The sequence below is a fragment of the Novosphingobium sp. SG919 genome (genome assembly GCF_012932495.1).
Taxonomy (GTDB): Bacteria; Pseudomonadota; Alphaproteobacteria; order Sphingomonadales; family Sphingomonadaceae; genus Novosphingobium; species Novosphingobium rhizosphaerae.
Genome location: NZ_JABCNG010000004.1, coordinates 430,357 through 452,396 on the forward strand (window position 1 = coordinate 430,357; position 22,040 = coordinate 452,396).

Below are 22,040 nucleotides of genomic sequence, written 5' to 3' on the forward strand. Positions count from 1 at the left end.
GTGAAGGCGTAAGGTGTCCTTACTCGCTCAATTCCCAGCGGATCGAGCCGAGATAGATACCTGTCGTCGCAGCGCCGGTTTCGTCGGTTGCCACGCGGAACCGCGCACGGCTGGTGATGCGGTTGCAGGCGGTGGCATCAAGCAGGTCGTGTCCGCTGCTGCCGGTGATGGCGCAGTCCAGCACGCGGCCATCGCGGCCGATCGTCAGGCGAAAGCGAGTGACCCCGGTCCAGTTCTCACGCACCGCCTGTGTCGGATAATCATCGCGCGTGACCCACCCGCCCGGATCGCCGCGCGGCACCGCGCGCTGCGGCGTGACGGTTGGCGTGGGCAGCGGCTCTGGCGAAGGCATGGCAATCGGTCCCGGCGTGGGCACGCCGATCGGGCCGGTATCGCCCTGGGGCAAGATGAGCGGCCCGGTCTGGGGGAGCGGATTGGCTGGCGTGCGCGGGTCCGCCGGCGTTTGTGCAGGGGTCACTTGGCCGGTCTTGGGTGGCGGCGGTTTGCGATCCGGGGTCTTGGGTGGCGGGGGCGGGACATACGTCCAGTCGTTGGCCTGCAAGGTATCGTGGATTACCGCACGGATGGCCCCGCCGGCAAAAGTGGTGAGCAGCGCGGCGCCGACGCCCACATGGAGCAGGCCGACGGCAAGGCCGATGCGCAGCGAAGGACGACGGGCAGTCTGATCGACATAAGCCATGCGTTTCTCCTCTCAGCCATGTTCCGGTCCGGCCTTTTGACGACAGGCAAGGCCGCGTCCCGGGCAACGGCCGCAGCGAACCCGGGCGGATCGCGGCGGCGGTTGCATCGGTGATGGTATCACATCGCGTTCCCGCCCCAAGCGGATTCTCAACCGCAACGGTAGAATTTGTGGCTGGCCAGGATCGCGGGCGTCCGGCTTGACCTTGGCGGTGCCTTGGCGTAGGGGCGCTTTCGTTCCGGGGGCATTTCATGCCGCCGGCCAGTCAAAGAGCTGAACATTGCCGGTGCGCATGGGGCTGCAAGTGGCGAGTAATCCGCCATGGTGGCCCTTTTCCCATTGGGCTTGGCCTTGCTGATTCGGATCATGCCGAATCGCCCGGCCGGTCCACCGGGATGCCAGCCGTCAAAGTAACCCGGTGCCGTTGGCCTGGGTGGAGTGTTTTCGGCTCATACGATGCGTCCCACGCCGTGGCCTTTTGCGCCGCTGCCTTGGTGCATTGCATGAGATGCGTCTTCCTTCACCTGTTCCGGCGTTGCCACAACCAAGGTGAAGAGTACTTCATGCCTACGATCAACCAGCTGATCCGCAAGGGTCGCGTCCCGCAGAAGGCCAAGAGCAAGGTCCCTGCGATGGAGCAGAACCCGCAGAAGCGCGGCGTTTGCACCCGCGTCTACACGACCACCCCGAAGAAGCCGAACTCGGCTCTCCGCAAGGTCGCGAAGATCCGTCTGACCAACAGCCGCGAAGTCATTTCGTACATTCCCGGCGAAGGCCACAACCTTCAGGAACACTCCGTGGTGCTGATCCGCGGCGGCCGTGTGCGCGACCTTCCCGGCGTGCGCTACCACGTGCTGCGCGGCGTGCTCGACACGCAGGGCGTGAAGGACCGCAAGCAGAGCCGTTCGAAGTACGGCGCCAAGCGTCCCAAGTAATCGTGGCCGCAAGCCTGGCGGGTGGGGGCACGCGGTGCCCCGCCAGGCCACCATGCCGGAAATGAGCGGCTGGCTTTGATGCTGGCCCGGTCAGAAGGAATTCAATATGTCACGTCGTCGTCGTCCGGAAAAGCGGGTCATCCTGCCCGATCCGAAGTTCGGTGATCAGGTTCTGTCGAAGTTCATGAACAACCTCATGCTCGACGGTAAGAAGTCGGTTGCCGAAAGCATCGTCTATGGCGCTCTCGACACCATGCAGACCCGCGCCAAGGCGGATCCGGTGCAGCTGTTCCACGATGCGCTCAACAATGTGAAGCCGCACATCGAAGTGCGTTCGCGCCGCGTCGGTGGTGCGACCTACCAGGTTCCCGTGGAAGTGCGCCCCGAGCGCGCCCAGGCCCTGGCCATTCGCTGGCTGATCACGGCTGCGCGCAACCGTTCGGAAACCACCATGTCGGCCCGCCTGTCGGCCGAACTGCTGGACGCTGCCAACAACCGCGGCAACGCCGTCAAGAAGCGCGAAGACACCCACCGCATGGCCGACGCCAACCGCGCGTTCAGCCACTACCGCTGGTAAGCTTCCGAAAAACTGGTCACGTGGCCGTCTTCAAACGGTCACAGCAGTAACCATATGGGGTGGGCCGGAGCAATCCGGCCCTTCCCGAACCCAAGGAACACCACCATGGCCCGCAGCCATCCGCTCGAGCGTTACCGCAACATCGGTATCATGGCGCACATCGACGCCGGCAAGACGACGACGACCGAGCGCATCCTTTACTACACCGGCAAGTCCTACAAGATCGGCGAAGTGCACGACGGCGCCGCGACCATGGACTGGATGGAACAGGAACAGGAACGCGGCATCACGATCACGTCGGCCGCGACGACCTGCTTCTGGAACGACCACCGCATCAACATCATCGACACCCCCGGCCACGTGGACTTCACCATCGAAGTCGAACGTTCGCTGCGCGTGCTCGACGGTGCGGTTGCCTGCTTCGACGGCGTTGCCGGCGTTGAGCCGCAGTCGGAAACCGTGTGGCGCCAGGCCGACAAGTACGGCGTGCCGCGCATGTGCTTCATCAACAAGCTCGACCGCACCGGTGCGAACTTCAAGTACTGCGTGCAGTCGATCATCGACCGCCTCGGTGCCAAGCCTGCCGTGCTCTACATTCCGATCGGTCTCGAAGCCGACCTGAAGGGCCTGGTCGACCTGGTCAACAACCGCGCGATCATCTGGAAGGACGAATCGCTCGGCGCCGAATTCTTCTATGAAGAAATCCCGGCCGACCTGGCTGACGAAGCCGCGATCTATCGTTCGGAACTGATCGAACTCGCCGTCGAGCAGGACGACGAGGCGATGGAAGCCTATCTCGAAGGCAACGAACCCGACGCCGAAACGCTCAAGAAGCTGATCCGCAAGGGCACGCTGAACCACTCGTTCGTGCCGGTGTGCTGCGGCTCGGCGTTCAAGAACAAGGGCGTGCAGCCCCTGCTCGACGCCGTGGTCGACTACCTGCCTTCGCCGCTCGACATCGAAGACGTCCAGGGCGTCAAGGTCGACAGCGACGAGAAGGACAGCCGTCCGCCCCAGGACGACGCGCCGTTCTCGGCTCTGGCGTTCAAGGTCATGAACGATCCGTTCGTCGGCTCGCTCACCTTCATCCGCATCTATTCGGGCACGCTGACCAAGGGCACGTACCTGAATTCGGTGAAGCAGAAGAAGGAAAAGGTCGGCCGCATGCTCGAAATGCATGCCAACGACCGCAAGGACGTGGACGAAGCGTTCGCTGGCGACATCATCGCGCTGGCCGGCATGAAGGAAACCACCACGGGCGACACGCTCTGCGCCGAACGCGCGCCGATCGTGCTCGAACGCATGGAATTCCCCGAGCCGGTTATCGAGCTGTCGGTGGAGCCCAAGACCAAGGCCGACCAGGAAAAGATGGGCATCGCGCTCAATCGCCTGTCCGCCGAAGATCCCTCGTTCCGCGTCTCGACCGATCACGAATCGGGCCAGACGATCATCAAGGGCATGGGCGAACTGCACCTCGACATCATCGTCGATCGCATGCGTCGCGAGTTCAAGGTTGAAGCGAACGTGGGCGCACCGCAGGTGGCCTACCGCGAATACCTGGGCAAGCCGGTCGACCTCGACTACACCCACAAAAAGCAGTCGGGTGGTACCGGCCAGTTCGGCCGCGTGAAGGTCAAGGTCACGCCGGGCGAACGTGGTTCGGGCATCATCTTCAAGGACGAAATCAAGGGCGGTAATATTCCCAAGGAATATATTCCCGCGATTGAAAAGGGCATGCGCGAAACGGCCGCTACCGGCTCGCTCGTCGGGTTTCCGATCATCGACTTTGAAATCCTGCTCTACGACGGTGCGTACCACGACGTCGACTCGTCGGCTCTGGCCTTCGAAATCGCCGGTCGTGGTGCCATGCGTGAAGCCGCCCAGAAGGCCGGCATCAAGCTGCTCGAGCCGATCATGAGCGTCGAAGTGGTGACCCCTGAGGAATTCATGGGTGACGTCATCGGCGACTTGAACTCGCGTCGTGGGCAGATCCAGGGCACCGACAGCCGGGGCAATGCCCAGGTCGTCGAGGCCATGGTGCCGCTCGCGAACATGTTCGGCTACGTGAACCAGCTGCGTTCTTTCACGCAGGGGCGCGCGCAGTACACCATGCAATTCTCCCATTATGACGAAGTCCCGGCGAATGTCGCGGCTGAGGTCAAGGAGAAGCTTGCCTGATCACTCTGATCAGGCTAGGGGCGGCGCCTGATTCCGTCGGGTGCCGTACCCCGCAGAATTCACAGACAAGCGAATAGAAGGTTTGAACAATGGCCAAGGCTAAGTTTGAGCGGAACAAGCCGCACTGCAACATCGGCACCATCGGTCACGTTGACCATGGCAAGACCACGCTGACCGCAGCGATCACCAAGGTCCTGTCGGAAACCGGCGGCGCCCAGTTCACCGATTATGCCAACATCGACAAGGCTCCCGAAGAGCGCGAACGCGGCATCACCATCTCGACCGCCCACGTCGAGTATGAAACCGCCAACCGTCACTACGCGCACGTCGACTGCCCGGGTCACGCCGACTACGTGAAGAACATGATCACCGGTGCTGCCCAGATGGACGGCGCGATCCTGGTGGTGAACGCTGCTGACGGCCCGATGCCGCAGACCCGCGAACACATCCTGCTCGCCCGCCAGGTCGGCGTGCCGGCTCTGGTCGTGTACATGAACAAGGTCGACCAGGTTGACGACGAGGAAATCCTCGAGCTCGTCGAGCTGGAAGTGCGCGAACTGCTTTCGTCGTACGACTTCCCGGGCGACGATATTCCGATCGTCAAGGGTTCGGCTTTGGCCGCTCTCGAAGGCCGCGACGACGCCATCGGCAAGAACTCGATCAACGCGCTGATGGAAGCTGTCGACAGCTACATCCCCCAGCCGCCGCGCCCGACCGACAAGCCCTTCCTGATGCCCGTCGAAGACGTGTTCTCGATCTCGGGCCGTGGTACGGTTGTGACCGGCCGCGTCGAAACCGGCATCGTCAAGGTGGGTGAAGAAGTCGAAATCATCGGCCTCAAGGACACCCAGAAGACCACCGTCACCGGCGTGGAAATGTTCCGCAAGCTGCTCGACCAGGGCGAAGCTGGCGACAACATCGGCGCCCTGATCCGTGGCATCAAGCGTGAAGAAGTCGAGCGTGGCCAGGTTCTTGCCAAGCCCGGTTCGGTGACGCCGCACACCGAATTCTCGGCCGAAGTCTACGTGCTGTCGAAGGACGAAGGTGGCCGTCACACGCCGTTCTTCGCCAACTACCGCCCGCAGTTCTACTTCCGCACCACCGACGTGACCGGTGAAGTGGTTCTCCCCGAAGGCACCGAAATGGTGATGCCGGGCGACAACCTCACCCTGTCGGTCAAGCTGATCGCGCCGATCGCCATGGACGAAGGTCTCCGCTTCGCAATTCGCGAAGGCGGCCGTACCGTCGGTTCGGGGGTTGTCAGCAAGATCACGAAGTAATATAGGCGCCGGACCGGCGGGAGATTCGCTCTCCCGCCGGACGGTCTTTTTCGATCAGTCGTCCCGCTTTCTCCCCATCCATCGGGAGGGGATTGTAAGGGCAGGGCGGCTGGTTTTTGTTATTCGCTCTTTCGCATCGGTAAACGGACATGGAAGCCCAGAACATCCGCATTCGCCTCAAGGCCTTCGATCATCGCGTGCTGGACCAGGCCACTGGTGAAATCGCGGACACCGCCCGCCGCACCGGCGCCCTGATTCGTGGTCCCATTCCGCTGCCGACCCGCATCGAGAAGTTCTGCGTCAACCGCGGTCCGCACATCGACAAGAAGTCGCGCGAACAGTTTGAAGTCCGCACCTACAAGCGCCTGCTTGACATCGTGCAGCCCAACGCTGCCACCGTCGACGCGCTGATGAAGCTGGACCTCGCTGCCGGCGTGAACGTCGAGATCAAGCTGGCCTGATGCCAGCGCCCTGGCCCCGCCCCCACATGTGTGGCGGGCAGGGCGGCTTGACCGAGCCTCATCGGTTTCCAGTTTCGGATCACTTGTGATCCACCATCTCTTCCGGCCCTGAGGCTGGTTTGGCGGAAAATCCGTTCTGCCGCGACAAAAGGGATACCTCCGGCCCGCTCGTGCCGCTGCCCTCTCCAGGGTGCTGCGCAAAGGGTCGGGAAAGCGTCCCCCGTTCGCTCCTGTTCAGGCAGGGGCACTCAGCCCGGACGGGGCATGCTTCTTATACGGGCTGAACACGCCTTTGGGGGATGGGCCCTCGAAGGCCTCTGTGAGGAGTATGAGATCATGCGCACCGGCGTGATCGCGAAGAAGGTGGGTATGACCCGCCTGTTCCAGGAAGATGGTCGGCACGTGCCGGTCACCGTCCTTTCGCTCGAAGATTGCCAGGTGGTTTCGGTCCGCACTGCCGAACGCGACGGTTACGTCGCGCTTCAGCTGGGTGCTGGCGAAGCCAAGCAGAAGAACGTTGCCAAGCCGCAGCGCGAACACTTCGCCAAGGCCGAAGTTCCGTTGAAGATGCAGGTCGCCGAGTTCCGCGTCGCCGATGACGCGCTGCTCGATGTCGGTGCCAGCATCGCCGCTTCGCACTTCGTTGCAGGGCAGTACGTGGACATCACTGGCCACACCCAGGGCAAGGGCTTTGCCGGCGCCATGAAGCGTTGGGGCTTCGGCGGTATGCGCGCCACGCACGGCGTGTCGATCTCGCACCGTGCCCACGGTTCGACGGGTAACCGCCAGGATCCGGGCCGCGTCTTCAAGAACAAGAAGATGGCCGGCCACATGGGCGACCGTCAGCGCACCCAGCAGAACCTTGAAATCGTTCGCACCGACGATGCGCGCGGCCTGATCTTCGTCAAGGGCTCGGTCCCTGGCGCGAAGAATGGCTGGTTGCTCGTTCGTGACGCGGTCAAGGTCGCTCGCCATGCGGAAGCACCCTATCCCGCCGGCCTCAAGGCCGCCAACACCAACGAACAGGCCGCTCCCGAAGCCGCCGATGGCCAGGAGGGCTAAGTCGTGAAGGTTCAAGTCCTCAATCTGGACGGTTCGGCCGCCGGCGACGTGGAACTTGCAGATGACGTGTTCGGTCTCGAACCGCGCGCCGACATCCTGCACCGCGTTGTGACCTGGCAGCTCGAAAACCGTCGTGGCACGGCCCGCGGCGCTCGCGAGCGTTCGGACGTTGCCCGCACCGGCAAGAAGTTCGGCCGTCAAAAGGGTGGTGGTACCGCTCGTCACGGCGACCGCAAGGCCCCGATCTTCATCGGCGGTGGCAAGGCCCATGGTCCGCGCGTTCGTGATTTCAGCGTTTCGCTGAACAAGAAGGTGCGCGCGCTCGGTCTCAAGATGGCGCTCTCGTCAAAGGCCAAGAGCGGCCTGGTCGTGATCGACACCCTGGAGCTGAATGAAGCCAAGACCAAGGCCCTGGCCGGCACGCTCGCCAAGGCGGGCTTCGGCAAGAAGGTGCTCGTCGTGGATGGTGAGCAGGTCAACGAGGGCTTCGCCCGCGCGGCCCGCAACATCGTCGGCGTCAACGTCCTCCCCGCGATCGGCGCCAACGTCTACGACATCCTGAAGCATGATACGCTGGTGCTGACGCGCGCCGCGGTCGAGAAGCTGGAGGCGCGTTTCAATGGCTAAGGACGCAATCGACACGCGTCACTATGACGTGATCGTGGCTCCCCACATCACCGAAAAGGCGACGCTGCTGAGCGAAAACAATGCCGTGGTCTTCAAGGTTGCCGAAAAGGCAACCAAGCCGGAGATCAAGGCGGCGGTGGAAGCCCTCTTCAATGTCACGGTCACCAAGGTGAACACGCTGACCCAGAAGGGGAAGACCAAGCGCTGGAAGGGCAAGCCCTACAAGCGCACCGACGTCAAGAAGGCCGTCGTGACTCTGGCCGCCGGCCAGTCGATCGACGTCACCAGCGGTATCTGAGGCGAAGGCATAGACCATGGCACTCAAGAGCTATAACCCGACCAGCCCCGCCCGTCGCGGCCTGGTCCTCGTCGACAAGTCGGCGCTCTGGAAGGGCAAGCCTGTCAAGGCTTTGACCGAAGGTAAGAGCAAGACCGGCGGCCGTAACAACAAGGGCCACGTGACCAGCCGCGGTATCGCGGGCGGTCACAAGCAGAAGTACCGCTTCATCGACTTCAAGCGTCGGAAGTGGGACGTGCCGGCCACTGTGGAACGTCTGGAATACGATCCCAACCGCACCGCGTTCATCGCCCTCGTCAAGTACGAAGACGGTGAGCAGGCCTACATCCTGGCGCCGCAGCGCCTGGCCGTGGGCGACGTGGTGGTTGCCGGTGAAAAGACCGACGTGAAGCCGGGCAATGCGATGCTCCTGTCGCAGATGCCGGTGGGTACCATCATCCACAACGTGGAAATGAAGCCGGGCAAGGGCGGTCAGATCGCCCGTTCGGCCGGTACCTACGTCCAGCTCGTCGGTCGTGACCGCGGGATGGTGATCGTTCGCCTGAACTCGGGCGAACAGCGCTACCTGCGTGGCGACTGCATGGGCACCGTTGGCGCCGTGTCGAACCCCGACAACTCCAACCAGAACCTTGCCAAGGCCGGTCGCAACCGCTGGCTTGGCCGTCGTCCGTTGACGCGCGGTGTGGCAAAGAACCCGGTCGACCACCCGCACGGTGGTGGTGAAGGCCGCACCTCGGGTGGCCGTCATCCGGTTACTCCGTGGGGCAAGCCGACCAAGGGCGCCCGCACCCGTCACAACAAGAAGACGGACAAGTTCATCATTCGTTCGCGCCACGCGAAGAAGAAGAGGTAAGACCCCATGGCACGTTCCGTCTGGAAGGGCCCCTTCGTCGACCTGCACCTCCTGAAGAAGGCCGAAGTGGCCCAGGATGCTGGCAGCCGCGCTGGCCCGATCAAGACCTGGTCGCGTCGTTCGACCATCATTCCGCAGTTCGTTGGTCTGACGTTCAACGTCTACAACGGGCAGAAGTTCATCCCCGTCTCCGTGAGCGAAGAGATGGTCGGCCACAAGCTTGGTGAATTTGCGCCCACGCGCAACTTCCCCGGCCACGCCGCTGACAAGAAGGGCAAGCGCTGATGAGCAAGTCTGCTGCTCCCCGCCGCGTCGGTGAAAAGGAAGCTCTTGCGGTCAACACCACGATCCGTGGTTCGGCCCAGAAGCTCAACCTTGTCGCCGCCCTGATCCGTGGCATGAAGGCCGAAGACGCCCTCAATGTCCTGACCTTCTCGAAGAAGGCCATGGCGGTTGATGCCCGCAAGGTGCTCGCCTCGGCGATCGCCAACGCGGAAAACAACCACAACCTGGACGTCGACTCGCTGGTCGTGGCGGAAGCCTCGGTTGGCAAGTCCATCACGATGAAGCGCTTCCACACCCGTGGTCGTGGCAAGTCGACCCGCATCCTGAAGCCGATCTCTCGGCTTCGGATCGTCGTCCGTGAAGTCGAGGAGGCCTGATCCATGGGTCACAAGTCGAACCCCGTCGGTCTGCGCCTGCAGATCAACCGCACCTGGGATAGCCGCTGGTACGCCGAAGGGCGCAACTATCAGCAGCTGCTGAAGGAAGACCTTCAGATCCGCAAGTTCATCGTCGAGAGCCTGCCCCAGGCAGCCATCTCGAAGGTGGTGATCGAGCGTCCGGCCAAGCTGTGCCGCATCTCGATCTACGCGGCCCGTCCCGGTGTGATCATCGGCAAGAAGGGTGCGGACATCGAAAAGCTCCGCGCCAAGCTTGCCAAGCTCACCAACAGCGACGTGAAGCTGAACATCGTTGAAATCCGCAAGCCGGAAATCGATGCCAAGCTCGTTGCCCAGGGCATTGCCGACCAGCTCGTGCGCCGCGTGGCTTTCCGCCGTGCGATGAAGCGTGCCGTGCAGTCGGCCCTGCGTCTTGGTGCCGAAGGCATCAAGATCACCTGCGGCGGCCGTCTCGGCGGGGCGGAAATCGCCCGTGTCGAATGGTACCGTGAAGGTCGCGTTCCGCTGCACACCCTGCGCGCGAACATCGACTACGCCGAAGCCGAAGCCCACACCGCCTACGGCGTGATCGGCATCAAGACCTGGATCTTCAAGGGCGAGATCCTGGGTCATGACCCGCTGGCGCAGGACCGCCTGATGCTGGAGGCACAGACCTCCGGTGTCCGTCCGGCGCGCTGAGGCTTGAGGATAGGCTAGCACCATGCTGCAACCCAAGAAGACCAAGTTCCGCAAGGCGTTCAAGGGCCGTCTCCACGGCAACGCCAAGGGCGGTACCGACCTCAACTTCGGCTCCTACGGCCTCAAGGCCCTGGAACCGGAGCGGGTCACCGCTCGCCAGATCGAAGCGGCTCGCCGCGCGATCACCCGCCACATCAAGCGCCAGGGCCGTCTCTGGATCCGCATCTTCCCCGACCTTCCGGTGACCAAGAAGCCGGCCGAAGTCCGCCAGGGCAAGGGCAAGGGTTCGGTGGAATACTGGGCCGCTCGCGTGAAGCCCGGCAAGATCCTGTTCGAGCTTGACGGCGTCGCCGGCCCCCTGGCCGCCGAAGCTTTCAGCCGTGCAGCGATGAAGCTGCCGATCAAGACCAAGGTTGTGGCTCGCCTCGGCGACACCTCGCACCTTGGTGGCGAGTAAGGAGTGGGAATGATGGCTAAGTTCGAAGACCTCCGCGTCAAGAGCGACGACCAGCTGACTGCTGACCTCGCCGAGCTGAAGCGCGAACAGTTCAACCTGCGCTTCCAGGCGGCGACGAGCCAGCTGGAGCGTCCGGCGCGCATCAAGGAAGTGCGCCGCGACATCGCGCGGATCAAGACTCTGCAGGGCGAGCGCGCTCGCACTGCAAAGGCTTAAGGAGACACACGATGCCCAAGCGTATCCTTATCGGGACCGTGGTTTCCGACAAGACCGACAAGACCGTGGTCGTGAAGGTCGAGCGCAAGGTGAAGCACCCGCTCTACGGGAAGATCATCCGCCGCTCGAAGAAGTATCACGCCCACGACGAGGCGAATGCCTTCAAGACCGGCGAAACGGTGCGGATCGAAGAGACCGCACCTTACTCCAAGCTCAAGACCTGGAAGGTTATCGACCGGGTTCTGGCTGGGAAGACCGCCGCGATCGAAGCGGACGTTTGACAAAACGTCCGTTCTCGGTCTTAGGGAGCGTCACGTTTTTGGAACTGCCGGACTGGTTCCGGCAAGCCAGTGAGAAGGAACCGGATCAATGATCCAGATGCAATCCAATCTCGACGTCGCGGACAACAGCGGCGCCAAGCGCGTCCAGTGCATCAAGGTGCTGGGCGGGTCGAAGCGTCGTACCGCAAGCGTCGGCGACATCATCGTGGTGTCGGTGAAGGAGGCGCAGCCCCGCGCCCGTGTCAAGAAGGGCGACGTCCATCGCGCGGTTATCGTGCGCACCAAGAAGGACGTTCGTCGTCCCGATGGTAGCGTGATCCGCTTCGACGGCAACGCTGCCGTGCTCGTCGGCAAGAACGAAGAGCCCATCGGCACCCGTATCTTCGGCCCCGTGGTGCGCGAACTGCGCGGCAAGGGCTTCATGAAGATCATCTCGCTTGCCCCGGAGGTGCTGTAATGGCTGCCGCCAAGATCAAGAAGGGCGATAACGTCGTCGTTCGTTCGGGCAAGGACAAGGGCCGTACCGGCACCGTCCTCCAGGTTCTTCCCAAGGAAGACAAGGTCGTCGTGGCCGGCGTGAACGTCGCTGCCCGTCACCGCAAGCCCAGCCAGCAGAACCCGCAAGGTGGCATCGATCGCTTCGAAGCGCCGCTGCACATCTCGAAGGTTGCCGTGGCGGACAAGGATGGCAAGCCCACCCGCGTCCGCTTCGAAACCCGCGATGGCAAGAAGGTTCGCGTGGCCGTCAAGTCCGGGGAGGCCATCGATGGCTGACAAGTACACTCCGCGCCTCAAGGGCAAGTACGACGCTGAAATCGCTGCCGCGATGAAGGCGAAGTTCGGCTACAAGAACGACCTGGAAATTCCGCGGATCGACAAGATCACGCTGAACATGGGCGTTGGCGAAGCGAGCCAGGACAAGAAGAAGGTCCAGACCGCCGCTGCCGAAATGGAGCTGATCGCCGGCCAGAAGCCCGTGATCACCAAGGCCAAGAAGTCGATCGCGCAGTTCAAGCTGCGTGAAGGCATGCCGATCGGTTGCAAGGTCACCCTGCGCCGTGAACGCATGTACGAATTCCTGGACCGCCTGATCACCATCGCAATGCCCCGCATTCGCGACTTCCGGGGTCTCAACCCCAAGTCGTTCGACGGCCGCGGCAACTATGCGATGGGTCTCAAGGAACAGATCATTTTCCCTGAGATCAGCTACGACCAGATCGACAAGGTGCGCGGGCTCGACATCATCGTGACCACCACCGCCAAGACCGACGACGAGGCACGTGAACTGCTTCGCCTGTTCGGTTTCCCGTTCCCGCAGGAAGCCGCCGAACAGGCGCAGGCCGCCTGAAGCCAGTCATAGGAAAGAGCTTAAGTCCATGGCGAAACTGAGTTCGATCAACAAGAACGAGCGTCGCAAGAAGCTCGTTGAAAAGTTTGCGGCCAAGTACGCCGCGCTCAAGGCCCAGGCCGACGATGAATCGCTCGACGAAACCGAGCGCCTCATTGCCCGTCTGAAGATGGCCGAGCTGCCGCGTAACGCGAATCCCACGCGTGTCCGCAACCGTTGCAACACCACCGGCCGCCCGCGTGGCTACTACCGCAAGTTCGGTCTCTGCCGCATCGAACTGCGCGATCTCGCCAACAAGGGGCTCATCCCCGGCGTGACGAAGTCGAGCTGGTAAGGAGCCTCTACGATGGCATTGACCGACCCCCTGGGTGATATGCTCACCCGTATCCGCAACGGCCAGCAGGCGAAGAAGGACTCCGTCCTCTCGCCCGCTTCCAAGCTGCGTGCGCACGTTCTCGAAGTTCTCCAGCGCGAAGGCTATATCCGTGGCTTCAGCGAGGACGCCACCGGCGCCCACCCGCAGCTGCGCATCGAGCTGAAGTACTTCGAAGGCCAGCCCGCGATCAAGCATGTGGCCCGCGTCTCCAAGCCTGGTCGCCGCGTCTACTCGGGTTCCAAGGAACTCCCGGTTGTGCGCAACGGCCTTGGCATCACCATCGTCTCGACGCCCAAGGGCGTGCTTTCGGATGCCGAAGCACGCGCTGCCAACGTCGGTGGCGAAGTGCTGGCGGAGGTGTTCTGATGAGCCGCATCGGCAAGAAGCCGGTGGCGATCCCGAGTGGCGTCACCGCTGACATCGCGAACGGCGTGCTGACCGTGAAGGGCCCCAAGGGCACCCTCACGCTCTCGCTCGTCGACGACATCGCCTATGCCGTCGAAGACGGTACGATCTCGGTGAAGCCTGCCAATGACACCAAGCGCGCTCGCGCGTTCTGGGGCATGCAGCGCACCCTCGTCTCCAACCTCGTCACCGGCGTGACCCAGGGCTATACCAAGATCCTGGACATCACCGGCGTCGGCTATCGCGCCAACGCTCAGGGCAAGAACCTGAAGCTGCAGCTCGGCTACAGCCACGACGTCGATTTCGCTGTGCCGGAAGGCATCGAGATCAAGACCCCGGATAACACCACGGTCGAAATCTCGGGTATCGACAAGCAGAAGGTCGGCCAGGTTGCGGCCGAAATTCGCCGCTGGCGCAAGCCCGAACCCTACAAGGGCAAGGGTATCAAGTACCGTGGCGAGTTCATCTTCCGCAAGGAAGGGAAGAAGAAGTAATGGCCAAGCTGTCTCTCTTCGATCGCCGCCGCCGCCGCGTCCGTACCGCGCTCAAGGCGCGCTCGGGCGGTCGCCCGCGTCTTTCCGTGCACCGCACGGGCCGTCACATCTACGCGCAGATCATCGACGATGCTGCCGGCCGTACCCTGGCCGCCGCTTCGTCGCTGGTGAAGGGCGAGAAGTCGATCGGCGCCAACATCGACGCCGCTGCCCTGGTGGGCAAGCAGATCGCCGAACGGGCCAAGGAAGTCGGTGTCACCACCGTCGTCTTCGACCGTGGCGGTTACCTGTTCCATGGCCGCGTCAAGGCGCTGGCTGATGCTGCCCGCGAAGGCGGCCTGGAGTTCTGATCATGGCTGACGAAACCAACCTGCAGGGCGATGCCGCTGCCCCCGTCGAACAGACCGGTGGCGAGCAGCGCGAAGGTCGCGGTCGCGGTCGTGGCCGTGGCGGCGAGCGTGGCGAACGCGGTGAACGTGGCGGCCGTGGCCGTCGCGACGACCGTCGTGGCCGCAACAACAACAACGACGAGGACCAGGGTGAAGAGCTGATCGAAAAGCTCGTTCACATCAACCGCGTCTCGAAGACGGTCAAGGGCGGTAAGCGCTTCGGCTTCGCGGCGCTGGTCGTGGTCGGCGATGGCAAGGGTCGCGTGGGCTTCGGCCACGGCAAGGCCCGCGAAGTGCCTGAAGCCATCACCAAGGCCACTGCCTCGGCCAAGAAGAAGATGGTTCGCGTTCCGCTCAAGGAAGGCCGCACCCTTCACCACGACGGCAAGGGCCGTTTCGGTGCGGGCAAGGTCAATGTCCGCTCGGCCCCGGCCGGTACGGGCATCATCGCGGGCGGCCCGATGCGCGCCGTCTTCGAAAGCCTGGGCGTGCACGACGTGGTGACCAAGTCGGTCGGCACCTCGAACCCCTACAACATGATCCGCGCCACCTTCGACGCGCTGCAGGACCAGACTTCGCCGAAGTCTGTCGCCCAGCGTCGCGGCAAGAAGGTCGCTGATCTGCTCGGTCGTGGTGGCGCTTCGCAAGTCGAAGCCGAAGCCGCCGCCGAAGCCATCGCGGAGTAATCGGTCATGGCGAAGATCAAGATCAAGCAGATCGGTTCGCCGATCCGTCGCCCGGAACATCAGAAGAAGATTCTGATCGGTCTGGGCCTGGGCAAGATGCACCGCGTGGTCGAGGTGGAAGACACCGCCGAAACCCGTGGCGCCATCGCCAAGCTGCCGCACATGGTGGCCGTGGTCGACTGACCATAGCCTCCAGGGCAGAGCCTTTTGAAAAGCCCCGCGCATCGTTTGATGCGCGGGGCTTTTCGTTTGCGGCTGCGTTGCGCTCTCAGATATGTCGGCTCCGACAGGCTCGGCGTATCCACCCGGCGTTCCCCGCCTTTGGCTGCTCCTGAGCGAACGCTCTTGAGAGCGCACTCAGGTGGCTACGAAGAATGCCAAAATGATTGGTGGATCGAGCAGCGTGTAAAACGTCGGAACGACGCGACCTGACAGCGGCGTTCACCGGATTGCTATGGTTCAGCCCGGACGGACTTGATAACCGAGCGTCCGTTCGCCCTGAGCTTGTCGAAGGGCGTGGGTATGGCGCTTGGCCTGGCTGTTCCATCCAACGGATTCCGGGATGTCGGCCCGCGAATCACCCTCAGGGGGTGACAAGCCCGCCGCAAGTCACTAAGGGCCGCAACTTCCTATCAGCGCGACTCAAAGCGAAAGCGAGTGCACATCATGAAGCTCAACCAGATTTCCGACAACGACGGCTCGCGCAAGGGCCGGATGCGTGTGGGCCGTGGCATCGGCTCGGGCAAGGGCAAGACCGCTGGCCGCGGCCAGAAGGGTGCCAAGGCGCGTTCGGGCGTGTCCGTCAACGGGTTCGAAGGCGGTCAGATGCCGCTGCACATGCGGATCCCGAAGCGCGGCTTTAACAACATCTTCGCCAAGGACTATGCCGAAGTGAACCTGGGCCTGATCCAGAAGTTCATCGACGCCGGCAAGCTCGACGTGTCGGGCGTGGTCGATCACGCGGCGCTCAAGGCCGCCGGCCTGGCCCGTGGCGGCAAGAATGGCGTGCGCCTGCTGGCCAAGGGTGAACTGACCACCAAGGTCAGCTTCAAGGTGGCCGGTGCCTCCAAGGGTGCCGTGGCTGCGGTGGAAAAGCTGGGCGGTGCGGTCGAAGTGACCGTCGCCAAGGCTGCTGCCGAAGCCTGAGACCTTTTAATTATCGCGTAAAACGGGCGCGGGGGTTATTGCATCCCTGCGCCCGTCCTATATGGCCCGTACAGTATTGAACGCACCATATTGACGCGCAGCCCGCCGGGCGGGGCCTGACACCATCCGAAGCGGATGCTTTGGAAGCGGGCGTCGGCCGGACCGGGCCACAGCAAGGCTTGATACCCGACCATGGCATCCCGCGCCGACAACATCGCCAGCAATCTCAACCTGTCGAACTTCTCGAAGGCGACCGAACTCAAGAACCGCATCTGGTTCACCATCGGTGCGCTGATCGTGTTCCGCTTCTTGAGCTTCGTGCCGCTGCCCGGCGTGAACCCGCTGATCCTGGAAACGCTGTATAACCAGACGCGCGGCGGGATCCTCGACATCTTCAACGCCTTTTCGGGCGGTTCGCTCCAGCGCATGAGCCTGATCGCGCTCGGCGTGATGCCCTACATCACCGCCTCGATCGTGGTGCAGCTGGCCGCTTCGCTCCACCCCGCGCTCGCCGCCCTCAAGAAGGAAGGCGAAAGCGGGCGCAAGAAGCTCAACCAGTACACCCGCTATGGCGCGGTGTTCCTCACCGCCGTGCAGGGCTATGCGATTGCCACCGGCCTTGAAGCCTATGGCGCATCGAGCGGTATCCAGGCGGTCGTGCTGCCGGGCGTGCTGTTCCGCATCACCGCCGTGATCAGCCTGATCGGCGGCACCATGTTCCTGCTGTGGCTGGGCGAACAGATCACCGCGCGCGGCATCGGCAACGGCACGTCGCTGATCATCATGGCCGGCATCGTGGCGCAGATGCCCAAGTTCGTGGGCAACCTGTTCGAGCAGGGCCGTTCGGGCCAGCTCAACGGCTTCGTCATCGCCGGGGTCATGGCGCTCCTGGTCGGTGTCATCATCCTGATCTGCTTCTTCGAGCGCGCCACGCGGCGCCTGCTGATCCAGTATCCCAAGCGCGCGACACAGCGCGGGATGATGGCCGCCGATCGCAGCCACCTGCCGCTCAAGCTCAACACCGCGGGCGTGATCCCGCCGATCTTCGCCAGCTCGCTGCTGCTGCTGCCGCTCACCATCACCCAGTTCGCCGGCAAGTCGATCTCGCCCGATACCACCTGGGGCCAGATCATCATCGGGCTCAACCAGTACCTGGGCCATGGCAAGCCGCTCTACATGATCCTCTATGCCCTGGGCATCGTGTTCTTCAGCTTCTTCTACACCGCAGTGGTGTTCAATCCGGAAGAAACGGCCGAGAACCTCAAGCGCAACGGCGGCTTCATCCCCGGCATTCGCCCGGGCAAGAACACCGAGAAATATCTCGATTATGTGCTGACCCGCATCACCGTCCTGGGCGCGGCCTACATCACGTTCGTTTGCGTCGTGCCGGAATGGATCATGGCCGAGACAGGCATGGGCTCGTTGTTCTTCGGCGGCACCAGCCTGCTGATTGTGGTCAACGTGACGGTCGATACGATCACCCAGATCCAGTCGCACCTGCTGGCGCACCAGTACGGCGACCTGATCAAGAAGGCCAAGCTGAAAGGCCGACTGCGCTGAAGGCGCAGGTGACAAAGAGGGGGACTGCCACAGTGAATATCATTCTTCTCGGCCCGCCGGGCGCCGGCAAAGGCACCCAGGCCCAGCGCCTGGTCGAGCGCCACGGCCTCAAGCAGTTGTCCACCGGCGACATGCTGCGCGCCGCCGTCAAGGCCGGCACCCCGGTCGGCCTCCAGGCCAAGGCCGTGATGGAAGCGGGCCAGCTGGTCTCGGACGAGATCGTCTCGGCTCTGATCGGTGACGAACTCGACGCGATGGGCGCCGGCACCGGGGCGATCTTCGACGGGTATCCGCGCACCGCGGCGCAGGCCGAATCGCTCGATGCGATCCTGGCCAGTCGCGGCCGCCAGCTCGACCATGTGATCGAGCTTGAGGTGAACGAGGACGCGCTCGTTGCCCGCATCACCGGTCGCTACACCTGCGCCACGTGCGGCAAGGGCTATCACGACACGTTCGAGAAGCCCAAGGTCGAGGGCACCTGCGACAAGTGCGGTGGCCACGAATTCAAGCGCCGGCCCGACGACAACGAGGAAACCGTGCGCACGCGCATGGCCGAATATCGTGCCAAGACCGCGCCGATCCTGCCGATCTACGAAGCGCGCGGCATCGTTTCGCGCGTGGACGGGATGGCGGACATGGATGCGGTAACCGCATCGATCGAGGCGATTCTGGCTTAATTCGCCGCTGCTTTCTGCTATTTTCGGCAGGAAGACGGATTTTGGCGGCGGAAAAGGAGTGCAATGGTGCGATCACGGCTTGCAGGCAGGGTCGCAGCGCTCCTTTTCCCCACTTTTGCGGGCGCCGCGGCGCTCGCTACGCCCGCGCATGCCGAAATCCTGGCGAGCGATGAACGCGGCTTCGTGGTGCGCCAGACTGCCGATGTCGGCGTATCCGCGCCGGAAGCCTGGCGCGCGCTGGTCAAGCCGGCCACATGGTGGTCGAGCGAGCACACCTTTTCGGGTGAAGCGGCCAATCTCACGCTCGATCCGGTGGCCGGTGGCTGCTTCTGCGAGAAGCTGCCGCCTTCCAAGCAGGGCGGGGCAGGGGCCTTGGCTGGCAGCGTCCAGCACATGCGCGTGATCTATGCCGAGCCGGGCCGGGCCTTGCGGCTGTCGGGCGCGCTGGGTCCGTTGCAGAGCGAAGCGCTGCTTGGCGCGCTGACCATCACGCTCAAGAGCAATGAGCGCGGGACCCGCATTCTCTTCGAATATGTCGTGGGTGGCTACATGCGCTATCGCCCCGACCAGATCGCCCCGGCGGTCGATCGCATGCTGGGGCAGCAGATCGCCCGCCTGGCAGACAAGCTGGGCGGCGCTCTGGCGGCCGACGGCGCGGTGCCGATCGTCACGCCGCCCGCCTCGGTTGGCAGCGGCGAGGCGACGCCGGTCGTTCCACTGGTGCGCAGCGTGCCGCAAGGGCCTTCGCTCGATCCCGATGGGGCGCCCATCAGCGGGCGCCCGCCCGCCACGCTGCGTGGGCTGCCGGCTTTGCCGCGCAAGCGGACCACGGTGCCGCCGGTGGATGACGATGACGGCCTGAGCGTGCCGGACGAGGGTGGCGCGATTGCGCCCGCCGCGCCGGTGAAGGCTGCCCCGGTACGGCCTGCGCCGGCCAAGGTCGCGCCGGCGCGTCCCGCACCAAAGCCGGCCGAAAAGACTTCCGCTGCGGCCAAGCCAGAGCCGACCCGGGCGGCGCCTGCAAAGCCGGCACCCGCCAAGCCCGCGCCGGCCAAGGTGACGCCTCCCAAGACCAAGCCTCGCCCTGCGCCGGTGGCGCCTGGCGATGAGGCGTCGGCGCAAAAGGATGCCCAGGCCGCGTTCGACGCCGCCTTGGGCGGGGATGACAGCCACTGAGTGACGCGGGCGACATGCCCGGATGGGCGATCGATGGCGGCTCACGCGAATCGATGCTTTGCGCCGACGCGCTTGTGGCGTATAAGGTGGTGTCGCCAAGGTGGCCCCCGCGCTTACGGGATGGCCGCACGTTCACCGGACAGCGTGGTGAACGTGCCCTTTGTGGTTGACCTTTCCCTGCAAAAAGCCTAAGCGCGCCTTTCACTCGAACGAGAAGGGTCTTTTGAAGTCCGGGGCAAATGCTTGCGCGGGCTGCAATTTGGCGTTTTTCGGCGGGTGTTGTCGCGATGAGATAGGGTGCAAGAAGCCGATTCGGCGCCCTGTGGAGCAAACGGAGAAACAAGTGGCTCGTATTGCCGGGGTCAACATCCCCACCAACAAGCGCGTGATCGTGGCGCTGACCTACATTCATGGCATTGGCTCGTTCAAGGCCCGCCAGATTGCCGACAAGCTCGGCATCGATCATGCCCGCCGCGTTCAGGACCTGTCCGACGCCGAAGTGCTCCAGATCCGTGAAGCGATCGACGCCGAGCACACCGTGGAAGGCGATCTGCGTCGCGAAACCGCGATGAACATCAAGCGCCTGATGGACCTGGCCTGCTATCGTGGCCTGCGTCACCGCAAGGGTCTTCCGGTCCGTGGCCAGCGCACGCACACCAATGCGCGCACCCGCAAGGGCAAGGCCAAGCCGATCGCCGGCAAGAAGAAGTAAGATCCGCCGCATAGGCAGGATCTTCCCAACGGTTTCTCGACAGGAATTCAACACATGGCACGCGAACCCCAGCGCATTAAGCGCCGCGAGCGCAAGAACATCACCAGCGGTGTTGCGCACGTGAACGCCAGCTTCAACAACACCATGATCACCATCACCGATGCCCAGGGCAACGCCATCTCGTGGTCGTCTGCCGGCATGATGGGCTTCAAGGGCAGCCGCAAGTCCACCCCGTACGCCGCCCAGGTGGCTGCGGACGACGCCGGCAAGAAGGCCGCCGAACACGGCGTCCGTACCCTGGAAGTCGAAGTCAAGGGCCCCGGCTCGGGCCGCGAAAGTGCGCTGCGCGCGCTGCAGGCGGTTGGTTTCACCATCACGGCGATCCGTGACGTGACCCCGATCCCGCACAACGGCGTGCGTCCTTCCAAGCGCCGTCGCGTCTGACCTGCCTTTTGGCGAGTGGCGCGCGAGGTACCACGCGCGCCACACCCGCCCAATATCTTGACCGGTTGCGGCGCCCTTCTGGCCGACTGCCGGCGCTCTCGAAAAACCCTAGGGGAATTCCATGACTGTCAACATCAAGAACTGGCAGGAACTGAAGAAGCCCAACAATCTCGAAATCAAGCCCGGCCACGATCCGAAGCGTCGCGCGACTTTCGTTGCCGAACCGCTTGAGCGTGGCTTTGGTCTTACCCTCGGCAACGCGCTGCGCCGGGTGCTGCTCTCTTCGCTTCAGGGGGCTGCGGTCACGTCGATCAAGATCGAGAACGTGCTGCATGAATTCTCGTCGCTCGCCGGCGTGCGCGAAGACGTCACCGACATCGTGCTCAACGTCAAGCAGATCGCGCTCAAGATGCAGGGCGAAGGCCCCAAGCGTCTTCAGCTTTCCGCGATCGGGCCGGGCGAAGTCAAGGCCGGCGACATCGCCGTGACCGGTGACATCGAGGTGATGAACAAGGACCTGGTGATCTGCCACCTGGATGAAGGCGCGACCTTCAACATGGAACTCACCTGCGACACCGGCAAGGGCTATGTCCCCGCTGTGTCGAACCGTCCGGTCGATGCCCCCATCGGTCTCATCCCGGTCGACTCGCTCTATTCGCCCGTGCGCCAGGTCTCCTACAAGGTGGACAACGCGCGTATCGGTCAGGAGCTGGACTACGACAAGCTGAGCCTTTCGGTGGAAACCGATGGCACGGTGACGCCGGAAGACGCCGTGGCCTATGCTGCGCGCATTCTTCAGGACCAGCTGGCCCTGTTCGTCCACTTCGACGACCAGGTTCCCACCGGCCACGTGCCGTCGCTGGCCGGTGTTGCCGCCCATGCGCCGGAAGAAAGTGACGCCAACCAACTCAACCGCTACCTTCTCAAGAAGGTGGACGAACTGGAACTGTCGGTGCGTTCGGCCAACTGCCTCAAGAACGACAACATCATCTACATCGGCGACCTGGTCCAGAAGACCGAGGCCGAGATGCTCCGCACGCCGAACTTCGGCCGCAAGTCGCTCAACGAGATCAAGGAAGTACTCTCGTCGATGGGCCTGCGCCTCGGCATGGACATCCCTGGCTGGCCGCCGGAAAACATCGAGGAAATGGCCAAGAAGCTGGAGCAGGAGCTTTTGGGCTGATAGCCCAAAAGCGGCCGCCCTTGGGCAGGCGACGTTTTGCATCGCAAAACGGTAGCCTGGACAAGGATCAGCGGCCTGCCCGGCCAGCGGCCCGCAGGGCCGTCTGACGACACGGGATTAACTCCCGTGTCGGCCTGGCCGCAGCACAACGCTGCAAC

32 protein-coding genes are annotated in these 22,040 nt (G+C 63.5%); 31 read left to right on the forward strand and 1 reads right to left on the reverse strand.

The window, feature by feature from the left end; all coding sequences use genetic code 11:
• Window positions 1–19: 19 nt before the first annotated feature.
• Entirely contained in the window at window positions 20–700 is a 681-nt protein-coding gene (locus tag FHT19_RS17490; RefSeq protein WP_169476105.1) for an energy transducer TonB, read from the reverse strand.
• Between the two features lie 563 nt (window positions 701–1,263).
• Between FHT19_RS17490 and rpsL the strand changes: the two genes are divergently transcribed.
• The 31 genes from rpsL (at window position 1,264) to FHT19_RS17645 (ending at window position 21,882) form a co-directional block, all read left to right on the forward strand.
• Window positions 1,264–1,635, forward strand: coding sequence for a 30S ribosomal protein S12 (gene rpsL, locus FHT19_RS17495; RefSeq protein ID WP_022675067.1), 372 nt, complete (start codon window positions 1,264–1,266; stop codon window positions 1,633–1,635).
• Between the two features lie 106 nt (window positions 1,636–1,741).
• Window positions 1,742–2,212: a 30S ribosomal protein S7 gene (gene rpsG / locus FHT19_RS17500; protein WP_022675066.1), complete on the forward strand. Its 471-nt coding sequence runs from the start codon at window positions 1,742–1,744 to the stop codon at window positions 2,210–2,212.
• A 105-nt stretch (window positions 2,213–2,317) separates the two neighbouring features.
• Entirely contained in the window at window positions 2,318–4,390 is a 2,073-nt protein-coding gene (gene fusA, locus FHT19_RS17505; protein ID WP_168556920.1) for an elongation factor G, read from the forward strand.
• An 89-nt stretch (window positions 4,391–4,479) separates the two neighbouring features.
• On the forward strand, window positions 4,480–5,670 hold the full coding sequence (tuf, locus tag FHT19_RS17510) for an elongation factor Tu (protein WP_168556921.1): 1,191 nt from the start codon (window positions 4,480–4,482) through the stop codon (window positions 5,668–5,670).
• Window positions 5,671–5,819: 149 nt separating this feature from the next.
• The gene (gene rpsJ / locus FHT19_RS17515) at window positions 5,820–6,131 is read left to right on the forward strand and encodes a 30S ribosomal protein S10 (protein WP_011444906.1); all 312 of its coding nucleotides are present in this window, start codon (window positions 5,820–5,822) and stop codon (window positions 6,129–6,131) included.
• Between the two features lie 336 nt (window positions 6,132–6,467).
• Window positions 6,468–7,193, forward strand: a complete 726-nt coding sequence (gene rplC, locus FHT19_RS17520) for a 50S ribosomal protein L3 (RefSeq protein ID WP_168556922.1) — start codon at window positions 6,468–6,470, stop codon at window positions 7,191–7,193.
• Window positions 7,194–7,196: 3 nt separating this feature from the next.
• Window positions 7,197–7,820 (forward strand): 50S ribosomal protein L4, encoded by a 624-nt coding sequence (gene rplD, locus FHT19_RS17525; RefSeq protein ID WP_168556923.1) that lies wholly within the window; start codon window positions 7,197–7,199, stop codon window positions 7,818–7,820.
• Window positions 7,813–8,118 carry a 50S ribosomal protein L23 gene (locus FHT19_RS17530; protein WP_022675061.1) on the forward strand — a complete coding sequence of 102 codons (306 nt, stop codon included), beginning with the start codon at window positions 7,813–7,815 and terminating at the stop codon, window positions 8,116–8,118. The genes rplD and FHT19_RS17530 overlap by 8 nt, the downstream gene beginning before the upstream one ends.
• A 16-nt stretch (window positions 8,119–8,134) precedes the next feature.
• The gene (rplB, locus tag FHT19_RS17535; RefSeq protein ID WP_168556924.1) at window positions 8,135–8,971 is read left to right on the forward strand and encodes a 50S ribosomal protein L2; all 837 of its coding nucleotides are present in this window, start codon (window positions 8,135–8,137) and stop codon (window positions 8,969–8,971) included.
• Between the two features lie 6 nt (window positions 8,972–8,977).
• On the forward strand, window positions 8,978–9,256 hold the full coding sequence (gene rpsS, locus FHT19_RS17540) for a 30S ribosomal protein S19 (protein ID WP_022675059.1): 279 nt from the start codon (window positions 8,978–8,980) through the stop codon (window positions 9,254–9,256).
• A complete protein-coding gene (rplV, locus tag FHT19_RS17545) occupies window positions 9,256–9,633 on the forward strand; it encodes a 50S ribosomal protein L22 (RefSeq protein WP_168556925.1) in 378 nt (125 codons plus the stop codon). The genes rpsS and rplV overlap by 1 nt, the downstream gene beginning before the upstream one ends.
• Before the next feature lie 3 nt (window positions 9,634–9,636).
• Window positions 9,637–10,332 carry a 30S ribosomal protein S3 gene (rpsC, locus tag FHT19_RS17550; RefSeq protein ID WP_168556926.1) on the forward strand — a complete coding sequence of 232 codons (696 nt, stop codon included), beginning with the start codon at window positions 9,637–9,639 and terminating at the stop codon, window positions 10,330–10,332.
• Window positions 10,333–10,354: 22 nt separating this feature from the next.
• Entirely contained in the window at window positions 10,355–10,789 is a 435-nt protein-coding gene (gene rplP / locus FHT19_RS17555; RefSeq protein WP_110762455.1) for a 50S ribosomal protein L16, read from the forward strand.
• A gap of 9 nt (window positions 10,790–10,798) precedes the next feature.
• Window positions 10,799–11,005 (forward strand): 50S ribosomal protein L29, encoded by a 207-nt coding sequence (gene rpmC / locus FHT19_RS17560; RefSeq protein WP_022675055.1) that lies wholly within the window; start codon window positions 10,799–10,801, stop codon window positions 11,003–11,005.
• A gap of 11 nt (window positions 11,006–11,016) precedes the next feature.
• Entirely contained in the window at window positions 11,017–11,286 is a 270-nt protein-coding gene (gene rpsQ, locus FHT19_RS17565; protein WP_110762456.1) for a 30S ribosomal protein S17, read from the forward strand.
• Window positions 11,287–11,374: 88 nt separating this feature from the next.
• On the forward strand, window positions 11,375–11,743 hold the full coding sequence (gene rplN / locus FHT19_RS17570) for a 50S ribosomal protein L14 (protein ID WP_022675053.1): 369 nt from the start codon (window positions 11,375–11,377) through the stop codon (window positions 11,741–11,743).
• A complete protein-coding gene (gene rplX / locus FHT19_RS17575; RefSeq protein WP_168556927.1) occupies window positions 11,743–12,060 on the forward strand; it encodes a 50S ribosomal protein L24 in 318 nt (105 codons plus the stop codon). Before rplN ends, rplX begins: the two co-directional genes overlap by 1 nt.
• The gene (gene rplE / locus FHT19_RS17580; protein ID WP_168556928.1) at window positions 12,053–12,634 is read left to right on the forward strand and encodes a 50S ribosomal protein L5; all 582 of its coding nucleotides are present in this window, start codon (window positions 12,053–12,055) and stop codon (window positions 12,632–12,634) included. The genes rplX and rplE overlap by 8 nt, the downstream gene beginning before the upstream one ends.
• 28 nt (window positions 12,635–12,662) lie before the next feature.
• Window positions 12,663–12,968, forward strand: coding sequence for a 30S ribosomal protein S14 (gene rpsN, locus FHT19_RS17585; RefSeq protein WP_168556929.1), 306 nt, complete (start codon window positions 12,663–12,665; stop codon window positions 12,966–12,968).
• 12 nt (window positions 12,969–12,980) lie between these two features.
• Window positions 12,981–13,376, forward strand: a complete 396-nt coding sequence (rpsH, locus tag FHT19_RS17590; protein WP_168556930.1) for a 30S ribosomal protein S8 — start codon at window positions 12,981–12,983, stop codon at window positions 13,374–13,376.
• The gene (gene rplF, locus FHT19_RS17595; RefSeq protein WP_168556931.1) at window positions 13,376–13,909 is read left to right on the forward strand and encodes a 50S ribosomal protein L6; all 534 of its coding nucleotides are present in this window, start codon (window positions 13,376–13,378) and stop codon (window positions 13,907–13,909) included. Before rpsH ends, rplF begins: the two co-directional genes overlap by 1 nt.
• Window positions 13,909–14,259 carry a 50S ribosomal protein L18 gene (gene rplR / locus FHT19_RS17600; RefSeq protein ID WP_168556932.1) on the forward strand — a complete coding sequence of 117 codons (351 nt, stop codon included), beginning with the start codon at window positions 13,909–13,911 and terminating at the stop codon, window positions 14,257–14,259. The genes rplF and rplR overlap by 1 nt, the downstream gene beginning before the upstream one ends.
• A gap of 2 nt (window positions 14,260–14,261) precedes the next feature.
• Complete coding sequence (gene rpsE, locus FHT19_RS17605; RefSeq protein WP_168556933.1) at window positions 14,262–14,984, forward strand: 30S ribosomal protein S5; 723 nt, start codon at window positions 14,262–14,264, stop codon at window positions 14,982–14,984.
• Window positions 14,985–14,990: 6 nt separating this feature from the next.
• Window positions 14,991–15,167, forward strand: coding sequence for a 50S ribosomal protein L30 (gene rpmD, locus FHT19_RS17610; protein WP_168556934.1), 177 nt, complete (start codon window positions 14,991–14,993; stop codon window positions 15,165–15,167).
• Between the two features lie 483 nt (window positions 15,168–15,650).
• The gene (gene rplO / locus FHT19_RS17615) at window positions 15,651–16,130 is read left to right on the forward strand and encodes a 50S ribosomal protein L15 (protein ID WP_210425704.1); all 480 of its coding nucleotides are present in this window, start codon (window positions 15,651–15,653) and stop codon (window positions 16,128–16,130) included.
• Window positions 16,131–16,322: 192 nt separating this feature from the next.
• The gene (gene secY / locus FHT19_RS17620; protein WP_168556936.1) at window positions 16,323–17,690 is read left to right on the forward strand and encodes a preprotein translocase subunit SecY; all 1,368 of its coding nucleotides are present in this window, start codon (window positions 16,323–16,325) and stop codon (window positions 17,688–17,690) included.
• 32 nt (window positions 17,691–17,722) lie between these two features.
• Window positions 17,723–18,367: an adenylate kinase gene (locus FHT19_RS17625; protein ID WP_168556937.1), complete on the forward strand. Its 645-nt coding sequence runs from the start codon at window positions 17,723–17,725 to the stop codon at window positions 18,365–18,367.
• 63 nt (window positions 18,368–18,430) lie between these two features.
• Window positions 18,431–19,543, forward strand: a complete 1,113-nt coding sequence (locus FHT19_RS17630) for a hypothetical protein (protein ID WP_169476107.1) — start codon at window positions 18,431–18,433, stop codon at window positions 19,541–19,543.
• Window positions 19,544–19,886: 343 nt separating this feature from the next.
• Window positions 19,887–20,255, forward strand: coding sequence for a 30S ribosomal protein S13 (rpsM, locus tag FHT19_RS17635; protein WP_022675075.1), 369 nt, complete (start codon window positions 19,887–19,889; stop codon window positions 20,253–20,255).
• Window positions 20,256–20,309: 54 nt separating this feature from the next.
• Window positions 20,310–20,699: a 30S ribosomal protein S11 gene (rpsK, locus tag FHT19_RS17640; RefSeq protein ID WP_008065643.1), complete on the forward strand. Its 390-nt coding sequence runs from the start codon at window positions 20,310–20,312 to the stop codon at window positions 20,697–20,699.
• A gap of 121 nt (window positions 20,700–20,820) precedes the next feature.
• Window positions 20,821–21,882: a DNA-directed RNA polymerase subunit alpha gene (locus FHT19_RS17645; RefSeq protein WP_168556939.1), complete on the forward strand. Its 1,062-nt coding sequence runs from the start codon at window positions 20,821–20,823 to the stop codon at window positions 21,880–21,882.
• The last annotated feature ends 158 nt before the right edge of the window (window positions 21,883–22,040 follow it).